This window comes from uncultured Pseudokineococcus sp., from assembly GCF_947495735.1.
Lineage (GTDB): Bacteria > Actinomycetota > Actinomycetes > Actinomycetales > Quadrisphaeraceae > Pseudokineococcus.
Map to the genome: position 1 here is coordinate 132,839 of NZ_CANMAA010000009.1, position 19,992 is coordinate 152,830.

Annotated in this window: 17 protein-coding genes and 1 tRNA gene; 10 read left to right on the forward strand and 8 right to left on the reverse strand. The window is 76.3% G+C overall.

From position 1 onward, the window contains the following. Positions 1–10: 10 nt before the first annotated feature. Both Q0848_RS13200 and Q0848_RS13205 read right to left on the reverse strand, forming a co-directional pair. The gene (locus Q0848_RS13200) at positions 11–943 is read right to left on the reverse strand and encodes an aldo/keto reductase family oxidoreductase (RefSeq protein ID WP_299038289.1); all 933 of its coding nucleotides are present in this window, start codon (positions 941–943) and stop codon (positions 11–13) included. A 3-nt stretch (positions 944–946) separates the two neighbouring features. After that, positions 947–1,807 carry an aldo/keto reductase gene (locus Q0848_RS13205; RefSeq protein WP_299038291.1) on the reverse strand — a complete coding sequence of 287 codons (861 nt, stop codon included), beginning with the start codon at positions 1,805–1,807 and terminating at the stop codon, positions 947–949. Positions 1,808–1,946: 139 nt separating this feature from the next. On the opposite strand from Q0848_RS13205, the gene corA reads away from it, so the two are divergent. Next, positions 1,947–2,963, forward strand: a complete 1,017-nt coding sequence (gene corA / locus Q0848_RS13210) for a magnesium/cobalt transporter CorA (protein WP_299038293.1) — start codon at positions 1,947–1,949, stop codon at positions 2,961–2,963. A 23-nt stretch (positions 2,964–2,986) separates the two neighbouring features. Here the strand turns inward: corA and Q0848_RS13215 are convergent. Then, positions 2,987–3,059: transfer RNA gene (locus tag Q0848_RS13215), tRNA-Thr, on the reverse strand. A gap of 221 nt (positions 3,060–3,280) precedes the next feature. Between Q0848_RS13215 and Q0848_RS13220 the strand changes: the two genes are divergently transcribed. Together Q0848_RS13220 and cynS are read left to right on the forward strand one after the other, a co-directional pair. Next, positions 3,281–4,570 (forward strand): endonuclease/exonuclease/phosphatase family protein, encoded by a 1,290-nt coding sequence (locus tag Q0848_RS13220; protein WP_299038295.1) that lies wholly within the window; start codon positions 3,281–3,283, stop codon positions 4,568–4,570. Positions 4,571–4,677: 107 nt separating this feature from the next. After that, positions 4,678–5,130: a cyanase gene (gene cynS / locus Q0848_RS13225; protein WP_299038297.1), complete on the forward strand. Its 453-nt coding sequence runs from the start codon at positions 4,678–4,680 to the stop codon at positions 5,128–5,130. Here the strand turns inward: cynS and Q0848_RS13230 are convergent. Then, positions 5,118–5,777, reverse strand: coding sequence for a hypothetical protein (locus tag Q0848_RS13230; RefSeq protein ID WP_299038299.1), 660 nt, complete (start codon positions 5,775–5,777; stop codon positions 5,118–5,120). The two genes, cynS and Q0848_RS13230, sit on opposite strands and share 13 nt — an antisense overlap. Positions 5,778–5,864: 87 nt before the next feature. Further along, positions 5,865–7,346: a GntP family permease gene (locus tag Q0848_RS13235; RefSeq protein ID WP_366146603.1), complete on the reverse strand. Its 1,482-nt coding sequence runs from the start codon at positions 7,344–7,346 to the stop codon at positions 5,865–5,867. Between the two features lie 235 nt (positions 7,347–7,581). Here Q0848_RS13235 and Q0848_RS13240 point away from each other — a divergent pair, with 235 nt between their 5' ends. The 7 genes from Q0848_RS13240 (at position 7,582) to Q0848_RS13270 (ending at position 15,578) form a co-directional block, all read left to right on the forward strand. Beyond that, positions 7,582–8,352, forward strand: a complete 771-nt coding sequence (locus Q0848_RS13240) for an SDR family NAD(P)-dependent oxidoreductase (protein ID WP_299038303.1) — start codon at positions 7,582–7,584, stop codon at positions 8,350–8,352. Positions 8,353–8,422: 70 nt separating this feature from the next. Continuing rightward, positions 8,423–9,163, forward strand: coding sequence for a PIG-L deacetylase family protein (locus Q0848_RS13245; protein ID WP_299038305.1), 741 nt, complete (start codon positions 8,423–8,425; stop codon positions 9,161–9,163). A gap of 125 nt (positions 9,164–9,288) precedes the next feature. Then, positions 9,289–10,200: a polysaccharide deacetylase gene (locus Q0848_RS13250; protein WP_299038307.1), complete on the forward strand. Its 912-nt coding sequence runs from the start codon at positions 9,289–9,291 to the stop codon at positions 10,198–10,200. Further along, positions 10,197–11,522, forward strand: coding sequence for an MFS transporter (locus Q0848_RS13255; protein ID WP_299038309.1), 1,326 nt, complete (start codon positions 10,197–10,199; stop codon positions 11,520–11,522). Before Q0848_RS13250 ends, Q0848_RS13255 begins: the two co-directional genes overlap by 4 nt. Then, entirely contained in the window at positions 11,519–12,289 is a 771-nt protein-coding gene (locus Q0848_RS13260; RefSeq protein ID WP_299038311.1) for an SDR family NAD(P)-dependent oxidoreductase, read from the forward strand. The genes Q0848_RS13255 and Q0848_RS13260 overlap by 4 nt, the downstream gene beginning before the upstream one ends. Beyond that, positions 12,286–14,550, forward strand: coding sequence for a M20/M25/M40 family metallo-hydrolase (locus tag Q0848_RS13265; protein ID WP_299038312.1), 2,265 nt, complete (start codon positions 12,286–12,288; stop codon positions 14,548–14,550). Before Q0848_RS13260 ends, Q0848_RS13265 begins: the two co-directional genes overlap by 4 nt. Continuing rightward, positions 14,550–15,578 carry an Lrp/AsnC family transcriptional regulator gene (locus tag Q0848_RS13270; RefSeq protein WP_299038333.1) on the forward strand — a complete coding sequence of 343 codons (1,029 nt, stop codon included), beginning with the start codon at positions 14,550–14,552 and terminating at the stop codon, positions 15,576–15,578. Before Q0848_RS13265 ends, Q0848_RS13270 begins: the two co-directional genes overlap by 1 nt. A 542-nt stretch (positions 15,579–16,120) precedes the next feature. Here Q0848_RS13270 and Q0848_RS13275 read toward each other — a convergent pair. The 3 genes from Q0848_RS13275 to Q0848_RS13285 form a co-directional block, all read right to left on the reverse strand. Next, positions 16,121–16,873: a thioredoxin domain-containing protein gene (locus Q0848_RS13275; RefSeq protein WP_299038314.1), complete on the reverse strand. Its 753-nt coding sequence runs from the start codon at positions 16,871–16,873 to the stop codon at positions 16,121–16,123. 135 nt (positions 16,874–17,008) lie between these two features. Further along, positions 17,009–17,350 (reverse strand): hypothetical protein, encoded by a 342-nt coding sequence (locus Q0848_RS13280; RefSeq protein WP_299038316.1) that lies wholly within the window; start codon positions 17,348–17,350, stop codon positions 17,009–17,011. 67 nt (positions 17,351–17,417) lie between these two features. After that, positions 17,418–19,559 carry a serine/threonine-protein kinase gene (locus Q0848_RS13285; protein WP_299038318.1) on the reverse strand — a complete coding sequence of 714 codons (2,142 nt, stop codon included), beginning with the start codon at positions 19,557–19,559 and terminating at the stop codon, positions 17,418–17,420. Positions 19,560–19,992: the final 433 nt, after the last annotated feature.

A 19,992-nucleotide genomic window follows, 5' to 3' on the forward strand; every position in this document is an offset into this window, starting at 1 on the left:
CTGCCGGACCTCAGGGGACGGTGTACCCCGCGGCGCGGTAGAGCTCGTACCACTCGGCGCGGGTGAGCGGCAGGTCCGAGCCCTGCGCCGCAGCCCGCACGCGCTCCGGGTTCGTCGTGCCGAGGACGACCTGCATCTGCGCCGGGTGGCGCGTGATCCACGCCGTGGCCACGGCCAGCTTCGGGACGCCGTGCTGCTCCGCGAGCCGGTCGAGGACGGCGTTCAGCTCGGGGTAGCGGTCGTCGTCGAGGAAGGCCCCCGAGAAGAAGCCGGCCTGGAACGGCGACCACGCCTGGACGGTGATGTCGTGCAGGCGGCAGTAGTCGAGCGTGCCGACGTCGCGGGAGACCGACTGGTCGAGCGCCTGCATGTTGGCGGCCACGCCCTGCGCGACGAGCGGCGCGTGGGTGATCGACAGCTGCAGCTGGTTGGCGACCAGCGGCTGGCGCACCGACCGCTTGAGCAGCTCCACCTGGCCCGGCGTGTGGTTCGAGACGCCGAAGTGCAGGACCTTGCCGGCCGCGTGGAGCTCGTCGAAGGCGCGCGCGACCTCGTCGGGCTCCACCAGCGCGTCGGGGCGGTGCAGCAGGAGGACGTCCAGGCGGTCGGTGCCGAGCGCCTCGAGCGAGCCCTCGACGGACTGCGTGATCCGCTCGTAGGAGAAGTCGAAGTACGGGCCGTCGGGGACGATGCCGCACTTGGTCTGGATGGTCACCGCGTCGCGCTCGGACGAGGAGAGCTGCACGGCCTCGGTGAAGCGCTGCTCGCAGCGGTGCATCGAACCGCCGTAGACGTCGGCGTGGTCGAGGAAGGTGATGCCGGCGTCGCGGGCCGCGGCCCACCACTCGCGGATCTCCTCGTCGGGCAGGTCGGCGACGCGCATGACGCCGAGGACCACGTTGGGCACCTGCAGGCCGCTGGTGCCGAGGGGGACGGTCTTCACGTCTCAGGCCTCCGAGAGCTGGTCGAGCTCGTCCGCGCTGAGCTGCAGCTCAGCCGCCCGGAGCGAGTCGGTGATGGACGCCGGGCGCGAGGAGCCCGGGATGGGGATGACGACGGGCGCGAGCGAGAGCTCCCAGGCGAGCACCACCTGGTGGGGGCTGACGCCGTGGGCCTCGGCGACCCGGGCGAAGGCCGCGTGCTCGCTGCCGAGCTCGGAGGCCTTCGCGATGCCGCCCAGCGGGCTCCACGGCAGGAAGGCGATGCCGAGCTGCGCGCAGTGGTCCAGCTCGCCCCGGCTCGAGCGGAAGGCCGGCGAGAACTGGTTCTGCACGGACACCAGGCGCCCGCCCAGCACGGAGTTCGCCTCGTCGATCTGCGCGACGTCCGCGTTGGAGATGCCGGCCATCTGGATGACGCCCTCGTCGAGCAGCTCGGCGAGCGCGCCGACCGAGTCGGCGTAGGGGACGTCGGGGTCGGGGCGGTGGAACTGGTAGAGCCCGATCGCCTCCACGCCGAGGCGCCTCGCCGAGGCCCTCGCCGCCTCCTTGAGGTGCTCGGGCCGGCCGTCCTTCGTCCACGAGCCGTCACCGGGGCGAAGGTGCCCGCCCTTGGTCGCCACGAGGACCTGCGAGGCGTCCCCGCCCCAGGCGCGCAGGGCCTCGGCGACGAGCTCCTCGTTGTGGCCGACGTCGTTCGCCTCGAGGTGGTAGGCGTCGGCGGTGTCGACGAGGGTCACCCCCGCGTCGAGGGCGGCGTGGATGGTGGCGAGGCTGCGCTCGCGGTCGGGGCGTCCCTCGATCGACATCGGCATGGCGCCGAGACCGATCGCCGAGACGGTGCGGTGTCCGAGGCTCCGTTGCTCCATGCCCCCGACCCTGGCCCCCACCGCGCGGGCGCGCCACCTCGCCGCCCCTCCCCGGAGGGCGGCCGCAGCCTCGCACCGGCGGCGGGTCGTCCCCGGCTAGCGTCGCCGTCCGGCACACCGGGAGCGCGAGGAGGACGGCATGGGCGTGGTGGACAACGCGGTCTACGTCGACGGGCGGCGAGCCACCGAGCCCGCCTCCCTCGAGGCGACCTACGAGCTCGTCCGCGACCACCGCGGCATGGCCTGGATCGGGCTGTACCGGCCGCAGGACGCCGAGGTGCGCTCGGTCGCCGAGGAGTTCGGCATCCACCCGCTCGCGGTCGAGGACACCATCACCGCCCACCAGCGCCCGAAGCTCGAGCGCTACGACGACGTGCTGTTCACGGTGCTGCGCCCGGCGCGCTACGTCGACGCCGAGGAGCGGGTGGAGTTCGGGGAGGTCCACGTCATCACCGGCCCCGACTTCGTCGTCACCGTCCGCCACGCCGAGGCCCCCGACCTCGCCCGGGTGCGGCGGCGCGTGGAGGCCGACCCCCACCTGCTGGCCTTCGGCCCGCAGGCCGTCCTCTACGCCGTCCTGGACCAGGTCGTCGACGACTACGCCCCCGTCGTGGCCGGCCTGGAGAACGACATCGACGAGATCGAGGACCAGGTCTTCAGCGGCGACCCCGCCGTCTCCCGCCGCATCTACGAGCTGCTGCGCGAGGTCGTGGACTTCCAGCGCGCCACCCACCCCCTGGTCGGGATGCTCGAGGCGCTGGAGGCCGGCTCGGGGGACGACGGCCTCGACGAGGAGCTGCAGCGCTACCTGCGCGACGTCCAGGACCACGCCGTCCGCGTCGTCGAGCGCGCGGACGCCTTCCGGGTGCTGCTGCACAACATCCTCACCGTCAACGCCACCCTGGTCGGCCAGCGCCAGAACGAGGAGACCCAGCGCTTGACCGAGGCCAGCCTGGCCCAGAGCGAGGAGGTCAAGAGGATCTCCTCGTGGGCCGCCATCCTCTTCGCCCCCACCCTGGTCGGGACCGTCTACGGCATGAACTTCGAGGCGATGCCCGAGCTGGGGTGGCGGTACGGCTACCCGTTCGCCCTCGCGCTCATGGTCCTGTGCGGCATCGGGCTCCACACCGCCTTCAGGCGCCGCGGCTGGCTGTGAGCCCCGGCCGCGAGGAGACGGAGAGCCAGCAGCGGGACTCGAACCCGCAACCGCCCGATTACAAGTCGGGTGCGCTACCAGTTGCGCCATGCTGGCGGTGGGGCCGCGGCGTGCACCCCTCCGGCGAGACTACCGACGCGGCCGCCCGGCGGCGCCCGCCGCGGGGTGGCCGGCGCACGACGCCGCGGTGAGCAGCGGCGACGCTCCGTCCCCACCCGGCCGCCGGGGGTTGAGCCCGGACCGACGGAGCGGCAGGCTGACCCCGACAGCGCCGGCGGCCCCGCCCGGCGTCCGCCCTCTCGAGGAGGTGCGCCGCCGTGCGCCGTCGCCCCACCAGCCTGGCTGTCGCCCTGGCGCTCCTGGTCCCCGCGACCGCGCTCCCGTCCGCTGCCGCCGCCGGAGGCCCCTCGGGCGGTCGGGCCGGGCCGGCCGAGGCGGCTCCCCCGAAGGCCGACGTCCCGGGCCGCACGGTCGTGCGCTTCGCGACGTACAACGTCTCCCTCAACCGGGCGAGCGCCGGCGAGCTGCGCGCGGACCTTCTGGCGGGCGACGCCCAGGCCCGCGCCGTCGCCGAGGTCGTCCAGCGCACCCGCCCGGAGGTGCTGCTGCTCAACGAGCTCGACCACGACCCCGAGGCGCTCCGGATCTTCGTCGAGGACTACCTGGGCGTCCCCCAGGGCGGCGCCGAGGCCATCTCCTACCCGTACACCTTCACCGGCGAGGTGAACACGGGCGTCCCCTCGGGCGTCGACCTGGACGGCGACGGCGCGGTGGGCGGGCCCGGCGACGCCCTCGGCTTCGGGGCCTTCCCCGGCCAGTACGGCATGGCCGTGCTGTCGCAGCACCCCGTCGTCGAGGACGCCGTCCGCACCTTCCAGGACTTCCGCTGGGCGGACATGCCCGGCGCCCGGCTCCCCGACGACCCGGGCACGCCCGAGCGGGGGGACTTCTACTCCCCCGAGGCGCTCGAGGTCCTGCCCCTGTCCAGCAAGAGCCACTGGGACGTGCCGGTCCGGGTGGGCCAGCGCGACGTGCACCTGCTCGTCAGCCACCCGACCCCGCCGACCTTCGACGGGCCCGAGGACCGCAACGGCCTGCGCAACGCCGACGAGATCCGGTTCTGGGCCGACTACATCTCCCCCGCGCGCAGCCAGTACGTCTACGACGACGAGGGCGGTCGCGGCGGGCTGCGCGGCGGTGCGCTCTTCGTCGTGGCCGGCGACCTGAACGCCGACCCCGAGGACGGCGACAGCGTCCCCGGCGCGATCGACCAGCTGCTGAAGGCGCCCCGCGTCAACGACAACGCCGTGCCGGAGAGCCGCGGCGGTCTCGAGCAGGCCCTCCTGCAGGGAGGGGCGAACCTCGAGCACACGGGCTCCGCGACGACGGACACGGCCGACTTCTCCGAGCCGCCCGGCAACCTGCGGGTCGACTACGTGCTGCCGCGCATCGGCATGCGCATCACCGGCTCGGGCGTCTTCTGGCCGCTGCAGGAGGACCCGCTGTTCGGCCTCGTCGGCACCTACCCGTTCCCCACCTCCGACCACCGGCTCGTCTGGGTGGACGCGACCGTGCCCGGCGCCGGCCGACGGGGTCCGCGCGGCTGAGGTCCGCCCCGGCCGGCCGACGGCTCGGGCCCGCGCCGGTCGACCGCACCCGCGCCGACCCCACCTTTCAGCGCGTCGACCCGGCGCCCCGACCAGGCAGGACACGCATGACCACTCCGATCATGAGCCGCAGCGACGCCGCGGCGCTGGTGCGCACCGCCCGGGTCCGCCAGGGCCAGACCTGGGCGGCGATCGCCGAGGCGCTCGACGCCCCGCTCGTCTGGACGACCGCGGCGCTGCTCGGCCAGCACCCCCTGACGGCCGAGCAGGCCCAGACCGCCTGCGCCCTGCTCGGTCTCGACGACGCCGTCGTCGAGGCCCTGCAGCAGCAGCCCGCCCGCGGGATCGACCCGGCCCTCCTGAGCGACCCGACGATCTACCGCTTCTCGGAGGCGCTCGCGGTGTACGGCCCGGCGCTGAAGGAGCTCATCCACGAGGAGTTCGGCGACGGCATCATGAGCGCCATCAACTTCCAGGTCGACGTCGCGCGCAGGTCCCACCCCGACGGGGACCGCGTCGTGGTCACCTTCGACGGCAAGTTCCTCGACTACCGCTGGTGAGGAGGGCCGCCGCCCGCGCCGCGGGCGGCGGCCACCCGTCGGCGGACCCGCTCCGGCAGGTCGACGGCGAGGTCCGGCCACTCGGCGACCGACCGCTCGCAAGGCGCCCCCTTGCGCCGACGGCGGCCCGCCGCGGCGTGCCCGTGGTCGGCCCAGCGCGAGACGCCCTCGTCCGCGACCACCCCGGCGCGCTCCCCCACCGCCCCGACGTCGAGGTGCGGCACCACCGCGCAGGTCCGCCAGACGCCGCCGCAGGCGGCCGCCGTCCCCCCGCCCGGCGCGAGCCGGAAGGTCCCGTCGGTGCGCAGGCGCACGTCCCCGGTGGCCTCGTCCACCCAGCCGATGCGCTCCCCGGCCTCCCGCAGGGTGCCGTCCGGCCACAGCACGTACCGGCCGAGGTCCCAGCCCGAGCCGTGGACCGTGAGCACGTCGGTGCCGAGCGCCACCGGCTTGAGGCCGGCGTGCGTGACGTCGTGGGGCGCGCCGGCCCCGCGCAGCTCCTCGACGGCGGCTCGGCACAACGCGTCGGTGCGGGCCCGCGAGGCCGCGACCCGCGCCTGCGCCGCCTCGTCGAGCGCCTCGGGGGCACGACGGCGCCGCAGGCCCCGGCGCGCCCTGCCGTCCACGTCGTCGGTGCGGCCCCCCACACCCCCAGCATGAACCAGGAGTGAGCGGGCGTCACGCGAACGGGTCCCCGGGGCGCGGCCGGCCGCGGCCCGCGGACGGTCCGCGGGTCAGAGCACCGCGCCGGCGACGAGCACGAGGGGGATCGAGCCGACCCACACCGCGGTGGTGATGCCCGACCAGCCCTTGAGCGCGGCCGTGCCCTCGAGTCCGGTGAAGCGGGTGACGACCCAGAAGTAGGAGTCGTTGAAGTAGCTGAGCACCATGGAGCCCGCGCAGCAGGCGAGGGCGGCGGCCAGCGGCGCGAGGCCCAGCTCGGGCACCAGGGGCGCCGAGACGGAGGCCGCGGTGATCATCGCGACCGTGCCCGACCCCTGCGCGAGCCGGACCAGCGAGGCGATGAGGAAGGGCACGAGCACGCCGGGCAGCGCCAGCGACGCGACGCCCTCGGCCAGCGCCGCGCCGACGCCGGAGTCGCGCAGCACCTGCCCGAGCGCACCCCCCGCGCCGGTGATCAGGATGATGAGACCGGCCGAGGCGGCCGCCTCGGCGAGCCAGCCGCTCACCTGGTCCCGCGTCGTCCAGCGCGGCAGCAGGCCGTAGACGGCGATCACGACGCCGATGACGAGGGCGACCACCGGGCTGCCCACGAAGGCCAGCACCGCGGCCCAGGCCGACGGCTCGTAGCCCTCGTCGCCGGACAGGACGCCCTGCGCGCTGCGGTCGACGGCGTTCGCCACCGTGTTGGCCACGATCAGCGCGAGCGGCACCATCAGGGGCAGCGACGCGCGCAGGGTCCCCACGCGGTGCCGCGCAGCGCCGGCCGGGGGCTCGCCGAGCGCCGCCGCGGGGTCGTCCTCCGGGCTCTCGTCGACGTCGTCGTCCCGGTCGGCGAGCGCGGTGGCCGCACCGGCCCCCCGGCCGGTCCCGCGGCCCGCGGCGCCGTAGACGGCCTCGCGGACCTGCGGGGTCACCTCCGCCTCCAGCCGGGGCCCCATCCAGCGGGCGTAGAGGACGACGACCGGGAGGAGGACGAGGGTGAAGAGCAGCCCGACGAGGATGAAGCCGCCGAGGTCGGCGCCGACGATCCCGGCCACGGCCAGCGGCCCGGGCGTGGGCGGCACGAGGTGGTGGGTCAGGGTCATCCCGCAGCCCAGCGCCAGGGCGAGGGTGACGTAGCCGCCCCGCTGGCGGCGCGCGATGGAGCGCGCGAGCGGGTTCATGATCACGTAGCCGGAGTCGCAGAAGACGGGGATGGACACGAGCGCCCCCGTGCCGCCCATCGCCCAGGGCTCCCGCCCGCGCCCGAGCGCCCGGACGAAGGCCCGCGCGAGCGCGTCCGCGGCGCCCGAGACCTCGAGGATCTTCCCGACCGCGACGCCGAGCCCGATGACGATGCCGATCGAGCCGAGCGTGCTCCCGAAGCCCGTGGTGATGGAGTCGAGGGTGTCGGTGGGCGCCGACCCCGCCACCGACCCCGTGACGAGCGCGGCCACGAGCAGCGCGACGAAGGCGTCGAGCCGCGTGCGCAGCACCAGCACGACGATGGTCGCGATGCCGAGCACGAGGGCGGCGAGCAGCTGCAGGTCCATGGCGGTCCTCCCGCGGACGTCGTCGTCCGCGCCGAGCGCTCGCTCGCACCCGGCGCTGCGCCGGGATGCCCGGCGCACGCGCGATGTCTACCGTCTGCGGCACCCGGGGGGGGAACCTCGACACCCGGGCGAGGTGCGCGCGGGACCGGCTCGCGCCCCTCGGCGGCGCACGGCGGCGCGCAGGCGCCGGCGGGAGGCGTCGCCGCCGACGCCGAGCGAGCACCCGGAGGCCACCGTGAGCAGCCAGACCTTCCCCGCCGAGCGCACCGCCGTCGTCACCGGGGGCGGCTCCCCCCGGGGCATCGGCCGGGCCCTGTCCACCCGCCTGGCGCGCGAGGGCTGGGCCGTCGCCGTCCTGGACCTCGACGAGGAGGCGGCGGCAGCCGTCGCCGGGGAGATCACCGAGGCCGGGGGCCGGGCGATCGGCGTCGGCGTCGACGTGGCCGACCCGGCGTCGGTGGAGGCCGCCGTGCAGCGCGTGGAGGCCGAGCTGCCCCCCGTCGTCGCCCTGGCGAACGCCGCGGGCATCAGCTCGCCCGCGGCCTTCTTCGACACCACCCCCGAGGTCTGGGACCGCGTGATGTCCGTCAACGCCCGCGGCGTCTTCCTGACCACCCAGGCCTTCGCCCGCGGGATGGCCGGGCGCGGCCTCGGCCGGGTCGTGTCGATCTCGTCGGTCTCGGCCCAGCGGGGCGGGGGCACCTTCTCCAAGTCGGCCTACAGCGCCTCCAAGGGCGCCGTGGTGAGCCTCATGCGCGCCGTCGCCCGCGAGCTGAGCCCTCTCGGCGTGACCGCCAACTGCGTGAGCCCGGGCCCGGTCGACACCGACATCATGGGCGGCCCCCTCGACGACCAGCGCCGCGCCGACCTGGCCTCCGCGGGCCTCGTCGGCCGCGTCGGCACCGTCGACGACGTCGCCGCGCTGATGGCGTTCCTGCTCGGCCCGGACGCCGGCAACATCACCGGCGCCACCTACGACGTCAACGGCGGGCTGCACATGTCCTGACCGCCCGTCGCACGGCCGGGCGCCCGGTCACCGGGAGGCGGGTGCGGGCGCCGGCCCGCACGATGCCCCGATGGACGCCGAGACGGACGCCGACCTGCCCGACCTGCCCGACGACTGGAGCCGGGCCCTGGTGCTCATGGCCCACCCGGACGACCCGGAGTACGGCGTGGGCGCGGCCGTCGCGCGGTGGACCTCCGAGGGCCGGGACGTGCGCTACGTGCTCGCCACCCACGGCGAGGCCGGCATCGCCGGGCTGGAGCCGCGCGAGTCCGCCGTCCTGCGCGCCCGCGAGCAGCGGGCCTCGTGCGAGCGCGTCGGCGTCAGCTCCCTGGAGCTGCTGGACCTCCCCGACGGCGTGCTCGTCGAGGGCCCGGCGCTGCGCCGCGACGTGGCCTCGGCGATCCGCCGCCACCGCCCCGAGCTGGTCGTGACGCTCAACCACCACGACTCCTGGCCCTTCGGCGGCTGGAACACCGCCGACCACCGCGCGCTCGGCCGCTGCGTGCTGGACGCCGTCGCCGACGCCGCGAACGAGTGGGTCCACCGCGACCTCGCCGCCGCCGGGCTCGCGCCGTGGCGCGGCGTCCGCCGGACCGCCGTCGCGGCGTCGCCGCGGGCCACCCACCAGGTCGACGTCACCGCGCACCTGGAGGACGCCGTCGCCTCGCTGCGCGAGCACCGCCGGTACCTGGAGGCGCTCTCCGACGACCCGGTCGAGCAGCAGGCCCGCGCCGTCGTCGCCATGTCGACCGGCGCGGGCGAGCAGCTCGACGGCCGCGGCGTCGTCCGCTTCGAGGTCGTCGGCGGCTGAGCGGCTCCTCGCCCCAGCGCGCCGCACCCCCCTTCCGCTCGGCCGCGACACCCCCTACCGTCTCGCCCTGACACGATCGAGCGCTTTGACGGCGCTGGATGGGACGAACCAGCACTGGTGGTGGCATGAGCGAGACAGAGCCGTGGCAGTGGACGGAGCAGACGTGGAGGACCCACGTCGAACGGGTTCGGGCGGGGCGGACGCTGGCGCCCCCGTGGCCGGACGGGGCGCGCGTGGCGGTAGCCCTGTCTTTCGACGCCGACCACGAGACGATCCCCCTGCGCGACGCCGAGACGAGGCCCGGCCGCCTCTCCCAGGGCCAGTACGGCTCGCGGGTGGGCACCCCCCGGGTGCTCGACCTGCTCGAGCGGCACCGGGCGCCCGCGTCCTTCTTCGTCCCCGCCGTCTCGGCCCTCCTGCACCCGGAGGAGGTGCGCGACGTCGCCCGCGCCGGCCACGAGGTGGCCGCGCACGGGTGGATCCACGAGCGCAACGCCCTGCTGGCGCGCAAGGACGAGAGGGAGCTGCTGCACAGGAGCCTGGACGCGCTCGAGGAGCTCACCGGCACCCGGCCCACCGGGATGCGCACGCCGTCGTGGGACTTCTCGGACGCCACCCTCGACCTCGCCCTCGACGCGGGCCTCGCCTACGACTCCTCCCTCATGGCCGACGACGAGTGCTACGAGCTCGTCCAGGACGGGCGGGCCACCGGGATGGTGGAGATCCCCGTCGAGTGGATCCGCGACGACGCGCCCTACTTCACGATGGAGCGCTTCAACGCCGTGCGCCCCCACACGCCGCCGCGGGCGGTGCTGGGCATGTGGCGCGACGAGTTCGACGCCGCGCGCGAGGCCGGCGGCCTCTTCCAGCTGACGATGCACCCGCACGTCATCGGCCACCGCTCCCGGCTCGTGGTCCTGGCCGAGCTGCTGGACCACATCACAGCCCACGACGACGTGTGGCTCGCCACCCACGCCCAGGTGGCTCAGCACGTCGCCACCGCACTCGCCCCCGAGCACGAAGGAGCGCCGGCATGAGCGCGTCCAGCAGCCCCACCCCCGCAGCGCCCGTCCGCGAACGGCTCACGCCCCGCCAGCGCAAGGCGCTGGTCGCGGGCGCCGTCGGCAACGCCGTCGAGTGGGTCGACTGGGCCGTCTACGGCACGTTCTCCGCCGTGTTCGCCGGCCAGTTCTTCCCCTCCGACGACCCCGCCGCCAGCCTCCTCGCCACGCTCGCCGTGTTCGCCGTCGGATTCGTCATGCGTCCCGTCGGAGGGGCGGTGCTGGGCGCCTACGCCGACCGGCACGGCCGCAAGGCCGGGCTGACGCTGACGATCGGCCTCATGGCCGGCTCCGCAGCCGTCATCGCGGTGGTGCCCTCCTACGCCGTCATCGGGCTGGCGGCCCCGCTCGTCCTGCTCCTGGCCCGGCTGGTCCAGGGCTTCTCCGCGGGAGGGGAGTTCGGGGCGTCCTCGGCCTTCCTCGTGGAGTCCGCGGCCCGGGGCGGGCGGGCCTTCGCCGGTTCCTGGCAGCAGGTCTCCGTCGGTGCGGGGGTGCTGATCGCCTCGCTCATGGGCGTGCTCCTCACCAACACCCTCAGCGAGGAGGCACTCAGCTCGTGGGGGTGGCGCATCGCGTTCGCCGTGGGCGCGCTCCTCGGCCTCGTCGGCCTCTGGCTGCGGATCTCGGTGGAGGAGACGGACGCCTTCACGCAGGTGCAGGCAGCCTCGGCGCAGGAGCAGGGCGGGCGCCGTCGCGGCGCCATCGTCACGATGCTGCGGGACCACCCGCGCGCCGCCCTGCGCGTGGCCGGCATCACCGTGGCCGGCACGCTGACGTACTACATCTGGGTCAGCTACATGCCGGGCTTCGCGAACAGCGCCTCGGGCATCCCCCTCGCCGACGCCTTCCTGGCCAACACCATCGCGGTGTCCGTCTTCCTCGTGCTGCTGCCCCTCGGCGGCCGCCTGTCGGACCGGGTCGGGCGACGCCCGACCATGCTCGCCTTCGCCATCGGCTTCCTCGTCATCGCCTGGCCGGCCTTCCGCCTGCTCCAGACGGCGGACTTCTGGACCCTGCTGGCCGTCGAGCTCGTCGGCGTCGTCCTCCTCGTGGGGTACTCGGCGAACTGCGCCGTCGTCATGGCGGAGCAGTTCCCCGCCGAGGTGCGGACCACCGGCATCGGCCTGCCCTACGCCCTGTCCGTGGCCCTCTTCGGGGGCACGGCGCCGTACATCACGACATGGATGACCACGAGCGGCTACGGCGACCTCATCTGGCTGTACGTCGCGGCGGCTGCCGTCGTCGGCATCGCCGTCTACGCGACGATGCCTGAGACCAAGGACGGTGAGATGCCGTGAGGCACGTCCTCGTCACGGGCGCGGCGGGCGGCATCGGCCGCGCCGTCGCCGAGAGGCTCAGCCGGGACGGGTGGACGGTGACGGGGGCCGACTCCCGCGCCGAGCTCCTCTCGCAGGCCATGGCCCCCCTGCCGTCGGCACGGGCCGAGGTCGTCGACCTCGCGACCGTCGAGGGGCCGGAAGAGCTTCTCGCGGCCGCGGCTGCCCCCGCCCCGCTCGACGCCGTCGTCAACGCCGCCGGCGTCTACCCCGCACGTCCCTTCCTCGACCTGGACGCCGCGGCGTGGGACCACGTCATGGCCGTGGACCTACGGGCGCCGATGCTGCTGACGCGCGCCTTCGCCGCGGCCGCCGTGGCGGCGGGTCGTGGCGGCGTGGTCGTCAACATCAGCTCGGGCGCGGCGCTGCGCTCGAGGCCCGGGGCCGCGCACTACTCCACCGCGAAGGCGGCCCTAGAGGTCCTGACCCGATCGGCGGCCCTGGAGCTGGGCCCGCACGGCATCCGCGTCGTCGCCGTGAGCCCCGGCTTCGTCCGCGTCGACAGCGACGTCAACCCCGTGACGCCCGAGTACGCCGCGGAGGTCTCCCGGGCGCCGCTCGAGCGAGCCGGCACCCCAGAGGACGTCGCGGCCGCGGTGGCGTTCATGCTCTCCGAGGAGTCCTCCTGGATCACCGGCACTGTCCTGCGCGTCGACGGCGGCTCGTCGGCGGGAAGCACCACCCTGCCGCTGCACTGGTCCGCGGCGAACGGGACGGGGGCCGCGTGAGCCGGGAGAGGTCGACGAGCGAGGAGGACGCAGTGCGCGAGGTGCGGGGAGCGGGCCGGGTGGGCTACACGATCGTCGGTGCGGGGGCCATCGGCGGCACCTTGGCCTGGCACCTGGTGCGCTCAGGCTGCGACGTGCTCCTCGTCGACGCCGACGAGGAGCACGTGCGTGCCATCAACCGCGACGGGCTCGCGCTCGAGCGGGGCGCCTCGCGCGAGTCGGTCGCCGTCCGCGCGGTTCTCCCGGTGCAGGTGCCGGAGGGCGCAGAGCTCGGTCCGGTGCTCTTGGCCGTCAAGGCGCAGGCGACCGATGCGGCGGCGGCGTGGCTCACCCCCCGCCTGGCCGAGGACGGCTTCGTGGTCAGCCTCCAGAACGGGCTCAACGAGGAGCTCATCGCCCGGCACGTGGGCGCTGGGCGGACGGTCGGCGCGTTCGTCGACCTCTTCGCCGACGTCGTCGCTCCGGGGGTCGTGCGCGACGGGGGCGCGGGCGCGCTCGTCGTCGGCGAGGTGGACGGCCGTGCGAGCGAGCGCGTCCGCCGGGTGGTCGCCGACCTGCGCGCCTGGGGCGACGCCCGCGAGACCGACGACGTCGCAGCCTTCCTGTGGGCCAAGCTCGCCTTCGGCGCCGTCCTCACCGAGACGGCGCTCGCCGACGCACCGATGGCCGACCTCCTCGACCGCCACCGCCCCAGCGCCCACGCGCTCGTGCGGGAGGTGCTTGCGGTCGCGCGGGCGCAGGGCGTCTCCCCCGCCCCTTTCGACGCCTTCGACCCCGAGGCTTACGAGGCCCCCGAGGCGGAGCAGCCCGGGCGGGCGGACGCCGCGACGGACGCCCTCGTCGCGTGGCTGCGCATGCAGAGCAAGGACCGCAGCGGCATCTGGCGTGACATCGCCGTGCGGCGGCGCCCGGCGGAGGTCACGACGCACTACGCCCCCGTGCTCGCGGCGGCGGAGGCGCATGGGCTCGCGATCCCGCTGCTGCGCGCCCTGCTGGACCAGCTCGCCCAGGTCGAGGACGACCCGTCGTCGATGTCGCCGGCGCGGCTGGAGCGGCTCGACGCGCTCGTCACCGAGGCCACCGAGAGGGCGGACGACGGAGAGGTCGTCGCCGACCTCCGCTGCTGGCTCGAGGACCACCTCCCCGAGGTCCTCGAGGACCTGCGCGCGTACGTCGAGGTCGAGACGCCCAGCCAGGACCGGGCGGCGCTCAACGCGGGCCTGACCCACGTGGAGCGCTGGCTCGACGCCCGTCTGGGGCCCACCGCCACGACGCCCCGTCGGGTGGACGGCGGCGAGCACGGGGACGTCCTCGTCCGCGACGTCGCCGGTGCCGGTGAGGGGCCACCGGTCCTGCTGCTCGCGCACTACGACACCGTGTGGCCGCGGGGGACCCTCGCGGACATGCCCTTCGCCGTGAACGGAGACATCATCACCGGCCCTGGCGTCTTCGACATGAAGTCGGGTCTCGCGCAGCTCGTCTGGGCGGTCCGCGCGCTGCGGCACCTGGGCGTGCCGCACCCGCCGCTGCGCCTGCTCCTCAACGGCGACGAGGAGATCGGCTCGCCCGCGAGCCGCCCGGTCATCGAGGAGGAGGCCCGGCTGGCGCGCGAGGTCCTCGTCCTGGAGGCGAGCGCCGGCGGCGCGCTGAAGACGGCGCGCAAGGGCGTCGGTCTCTTCGAGGTCCACCTCACCGGGGTCGAGGCCCACGCGGGCCTCGACCCGACCGCCGGGGCGAGCGCCGTCAGCGCCCTCGCGCGCGTGGTGGCGCAGCTCGACGACGCCGTGGACCTGGAGGCGGGGACGTCGATCAACGTGGGTCTCGTGGGCGGCGGCACCGGTTCCAACGTGACGGCCGGGCGGGCGTGGGGACGTCTGGACGTCCGCGTCACGGGCGAGGCCGAGCAGCGGCGCGTCGAGGGCGTCCTCGCCGACCTCGACACCGGCGACCCCCGGGTCGCCCTGGAGGTGCGCGGGGGGTGGAACCGCCCGGTGATGGAGCGCAGCGCCGCGACGGGCGAGCTCTTCGCCCGAGCGCGGGCGGCCGGTGCGGCGCTCGGGCTAGAGCTCGAGGAGACGTCGGTGGGCGGCGCGAGCGACGGCAACTTCGCCGCAGCGGTGGGTGCCGCCGTCCTCGACGGGCTCGGCGCCGTGGGTGGCGGCGCGCACGCCCGCCACGAGCACGCCACAGTCAGCGGACTGCTGGAGCGGACGGCTCTGCTCGCGCTGCTGCTCGCGGCTGCCGGTGGTGGCCGTCCGTGATGAGCACGGCGGCGCTGCTCGACGAGGCGGACCTCGACCTCGTGGCGGCGCTGCAGGTGTCCCCGCGGGCGAGCCTGGCGACCCTCGGCGAGGTGCTGTCCACCTCGCCCAGCACGGTGGGCCGGCGGATCGACCGCCTGCTCGGGCGCCAGCTCCTCCGCGTGGTGGGCCAGGTCGACTGGTCGCTGCTCTCGGACAGCCACCCGCACCACGTGTGGGTGACCACCGCTCCGGGAGCGGCCCGGGAGGTCGCCGAACGGCTCGCCGAGCTCCCCGAGGCACAGTTCACCGCTGTCACGACCGGCCGCGCCGACGTGCACCTCACCGTCCAGGCGCGCACGCGGCGCGGGGCAGGGGTGCTGCTCACCGAGACCGTCCCCCGCACGCCGGGCGTCGTGGCGACCCACACCGAGCTCGTCCTGCGCGCGACGAGCAAGGCCGACCGCTGGCGCCTGGACCGCCTCACGCAGGAGCAGGTCCGGGCCCTGGAGGCCGAGGTGGTCCCCCCCGGGGCACCCGGCGCTCCGCACACGTGGCGCCTGAGCGACCTCGAGGGCGCCGCCGTCCGCCTACTGCACGTCGACGGTCGCGCCTCCGCGGCGGAGATGAGCCGGGCGCTGTCCGTGAGCCGCTCCACGGCGCACCGCGTCGTCACCTCGTTGCTGAGCCGTGGCGCCGTCGCCCCCCGCGTGGAGGTGGAGCCATCGGTCGTCGGCTTCGCCCTCGAGGTCATCGTCGCCCTGCAAGTCCGCCCGGGGAGCACGGCCGAGGTGTCGGACCACCTCGCGCGCCATCGCTCCGCCCGGTACGTCTCGGTGGTAGCGGGCTCGTCCTCCGTCATCCACCAGGGGGCCTTCACGGGCGCGGAGGACCTCGCCGCCTTCCTCGAGGAAGACCTGGCCGCCCTCCCGGGCGTCGACGGGGTAGGCGTCTCCGTCGTCGTGGACGTCTTGCAGCGCTACTGGGTCCGCCGCACCGACGGACGCATCACGGGCGTCACGCGCGCCCTCGACTGGCTGGCCGGGTGAGGCCGGGGCCCTCCCCCGCCGCACGTCAGCCCGCTTCGCGCGAGCCCGGAGACAGCGCTGACTACGGCGCGCGCAGCCGGACGTGCGGCACTGAGAGCAGAGCGGCGCCCGTCGGCGACGGCTGTCGGTGCCGCCCGACCCTGCCGGGAGGTCGGACGACCGAAAACCTGCACAGGTCCGCAGGCCGGTGCCGACCGTCGTCAGCGATGTGACTGATGCACCTGGACGACGCGCATCGCGTGCCGGAGGGACCTCTCGCCGGGACCCGCGGTGGCGGAGGAAGACCACCGCGGCCAGGCGCGGGACGGACGGCGTCCTCGTGCTCGGTGTCCTGCGCCGTCCGCGCGGGTGTGCCGCTCGGCCTCCGTGAGCGGGGTGGGGGCCACGGAGACCCCCTCGCGGGGCGTCGGGAGCGCGCGGAGCGGGAGCCGTGCCCCGCGGCGAGGCAGCGAGGTGGGGCGCACGCCCGCGCTCGCCACCCTGCGCGCCCGACACGACCGCTCAGGCCCACGCCGTGACCTCCCCGGGTCGGCGGTACGCGTTCAGGAGGTGGGCGCTCCCGCGAGGGCGGCGTCGACGGCGGCCTGGAACTGGTCGGCCGGGACGACCTCGTCGTCCACGAGCACGGTCGGCGTCCCCTCGACCCGCTCGTCGCGGGCGTCGGTGACCTGGGTGACCCAGTCCGTGTACCGGCCGCTCGTGATGCAGCTCTCCACCTCGTCGGGGACGCCCGCCTCGGCCGCGAGGGCCGCGACCTGCTGGTCGGTGAGACCGCCGGCCCCCTCCTGCGGCTGGTTCGCGAAGAGGGCGTCGTTGAAGGCGGGGAACTGCTCGGGCGCCTCCTCGGCGACGCAGACCGCGGCGCTGGCGGAGCGCTCGGAGTAGTCGCCGAGGCGACGCAGGAGGTCCAGCGGGTAGTAGGTGACCGCGACGTCGCCGGCCTCGCGCCGCTCCTCGAGGAAGTCGGTGTTGGCGGCCTCGAACTGGGCGCAGAACGGGCACTGGTAGTCCTGGTAGATGCTCACCGCGACGGGGGCCCCCGGGTCCCCGACGGTGAAGCCCCCGCTCTCGGAGAAGGAGGCCGGGACCGCCTGGGGCACCTCGTCGTCGCCGCCCGCCAGGATCGCCACGACGACCACGCTCACCACGGCGACCGCCGCGAGCGCGGCCGCCGTCACCAGGCCGGCGCGGCGGCGGCGCTCGGCGCGCTCGCGCTGCTCGCGCATGGCACGGGCCCTGGTGCGGGCGTCGGCCTGGCGCTGCGCCTTCGTGGGCTTGCGGGGGTCGGGGCTCATCGGGGCTGCTCCTGGGGGCGGGTCGGTGGCGGGTCGTCGCGGGCGCGGAGCACGGGGCGCGCGCCGCCGGGGCCGGCGCCGCCCTCGCCGTCGGTCGGCGGAGCCGGCGTGCCCCCGCCCTCTCCGACGGTCGGGCTACAGCCGGCGTTCCTCGGACCGGCGACGGGTGACGGCCGAGGCGAAGAGCGCGGCCCCGCCGAGGATCACCACGACGGTGCCGAGGAGGATCGGCAGCACCAGCCCCGTGCCCGTCTCGTCCCGGACGACCATCTCGCCCGTGGGGCTGGACGGGGTCACGGCCGGCGTGGGCGACGGCGAGGGAGCGGCCGGGGGCGCGGCGGCTGCCCGGCTCGTCCCGAGAGGGGCCGCCGTCGAGCCCGAGGGGCTCGGGAGCGGGGAGCCCAGGAGCACGGCTCCGGCGACCAGCAGGGCTCCGAGGAGGAGCAGGGCGCGGCGGGCGAGCGGGGCGGCGGGCACGTCCACGAGGCTACGTCGCGTCCCTGGGCGCTCCCGGGGACGGGGAGCGAGGAGTCGCCCGGGGGCCTCAGAGGTCGAGCGGCGGGCTCGGCAGCGGGCTCCAGTCCGGCGCGGTGCCGCTCACGGCCAGCCACACGGCGGCGAGGACCACGAGCAGGCCCGCGACGACGAGCACCGTGCCGACCACCCCTCGGGGGGCGGCCCGGCTCACGACGACGGAGCCGCGGCGCAGCCGCGCGCCCCCCGGGCCCCACCAGGCGGTGACGACGCCGGCCGCCCCGCCGGCCGCGAGGGAGACCGGGTCGCCCGGCACGACCGAGGCGTCGGCGAGCAGCACGCCGGTGAGGAAGACGACGGCGGCGGCCACCGCGAGCGGCAGCAGCAGGGAGAGGACGCCGGTCACGAGCCCCGCGAGCAGGGGCAGCGGCGAGCGCAGCACCGCCAGGGGGACGTCACCGCGCCGCGGCCCGAGGAGCTCGCGGCGGCGGAGCACCCAGCGGTGGCTGCGCTCGACGGTGCGGGCGAGCACCACCACGACGAGCCCGACGAGGACGCCGACGACCGGGGCGAGCGCGGTCGTGCCCACCAGCGCCGCCGCCCAGGCCGCCCGGAGCCCCGGGCGGTCGGGGCGGCGGGGCACCACGGCCGGCGCCGCGCCGTGCGGCGCAGACGCCCCGGGGCCCGGCGGCCAGTCCCCGGCGCCGCCGCGCCCGAGGTGCCACTCCGCGGGCTGGGAGCCCCCGGCGCCCCACGGGTCCTGCGGGACGTGCCGCTGCGGGACCGTCGCCGCCCGCTGGTCGAGGTGGTGCGGCGCGGGGTGCTCGGCGACGGGCTGGGCGTAGGACTCCGCCGACCGCGCGACGTACGGGTCCCCCCAGGGCCCGTCGCCCCGCAGTCCCGAGGGCTGCTCCCACCGCAGTCCCGACGGCTCCTCGCGCCGCGGCAGCGCGCTCGTCGCGCCCACGTGCAGCGCGGAGGTGGGCTCGTCGTGCCCCTCGCGGGCGGAGCGGTCCCGGGACGACGCCGCGGGGGGCAGCGCCGACGTGGCCTGCTCGTCGGCGGACCAGCGGCCGCCCTCCCGGTCGTCGAGCCCGTCGTCCAGGTCGTCGTCGTCCGGCTCGCCGTCGTCCGGTGCGCCGTCGTCCAGCTGGTCGTCCGCGTCGTCGACCCGACCGACCGCGGGGACGACGGTCGTGGCCGCGTCGTCGCCGCGCGGCGCGTCCCTGGCGCCTCCTGCCGGGGTCGCCTCGTGCTCGTCCGGGGCCGGCGCCCCCTCGACCCCGGCTGGCGCCGCCGGCGCGGCGGCCATGTCGTCGTCGAGCCCGGTCCCGGCCATGCGCGCCAGGGCCGACGTGGCGGCGGCGTCGCCGACGGAGGCGCCCGCCCGGTCGGGGGCGCCGGCCCGCGCGGAGGCGGCCAGGTCCTGCACCGCGCGGCGCAGCCAGCCCTCCCGGGGGCGCGCGTCGACGTCGGTCGAGAGGGCGGCGGTGAGCACGGGCACGAGCGGGGCGGGCACGCCCTCGAGGTCGGCCGCACCGCGGCGGACCCGGTCCAGGACGACGGGCCACGGGCCGCGGCCGAAGGGCGGGCGCCCCGTGGCCGCGAAGGCGGTGGTCGCCGCCCAGCCCCACCAGTCGGCCGCCGGACCCACCTCCGCGCCCTCGACCAGCTCCGGCGCCAGGTACCCGGGCGTCCCCATCACCAGGTCGGCGCTCGTGAGCCGCGGGTCGTCGGCGACCTTGGCGATCCCGAAGTCGATGACGACCGGGTCGCCGTCCAGCATCAGCACGTTCGCGGGCTTGAGGTCCCGGTGGACGACGCCCGCGTCGTGCACGGCCGCGAGCGCCTGGCCGAGGCCGTCGGCGAGGCGGGCCAGGGCGGCGGGGGCCAGGGGCCCCTCCTCGCGCACGTGCTCCTCGAGGCTGCGCCCGGGCACGAACTGGGTGACCACGTAGGGCTGCGGCCCGTCGGGGTCGGCGTCGAGCACCTCGGCGACGAGGCGGTGGCGCACCCGCTGCAGGACGGCGACCTCGCGGCGCAGCCGCTCGCGCGCCGAGGGGTCGCCCGCGATGTGGGGCCTCAGCACCTTCACGGCGACGGCGCGGTCGGTGGGGTCGAGGGCCAGGTGCACCACACCCATGCCGCCCTCGCCGATCTGCTGCACCAGCCGGTAGGGCCCCAGCCGCGCCCCCGGACCCCGCTGCTCCACGCACGCCCTCCCCACCCGGCCGCGACCTGGCCGGCCGCGGCGCCGTCACCGGCCCGCCACGGTACGGGCTCGGGCTGCGGGAGCCGTGCGCGCGCGCGAGACCGGTGGGCGGACGACGACGCGTCCCTCTCGACGTCCGCGCGGGCACGGGGACCGGGCCGCAGGACGACCGGCTCGCGCCCGTCCCGCCGCCGCGCAGCGCGGCCGCGGCGGGATGCCGACGACGGGGTCCGGGCAGTAGGTTCGAGCGCAGTCGCCAGACACGAGCGGGGCCGGCCCCACCGGCGCCGCTGCGCGCCCCGCGGCGCGCACCACGACCCCAGGAGGCCCCGGTGCCCAGCGCGCGAACGGACCAGCAGGAGCCCGCGACCGCCGGTGCCGGGCTCCCCGACGGCCTCCCCGACGACGTGCCGGAGGCCGCCGCGGACGACCT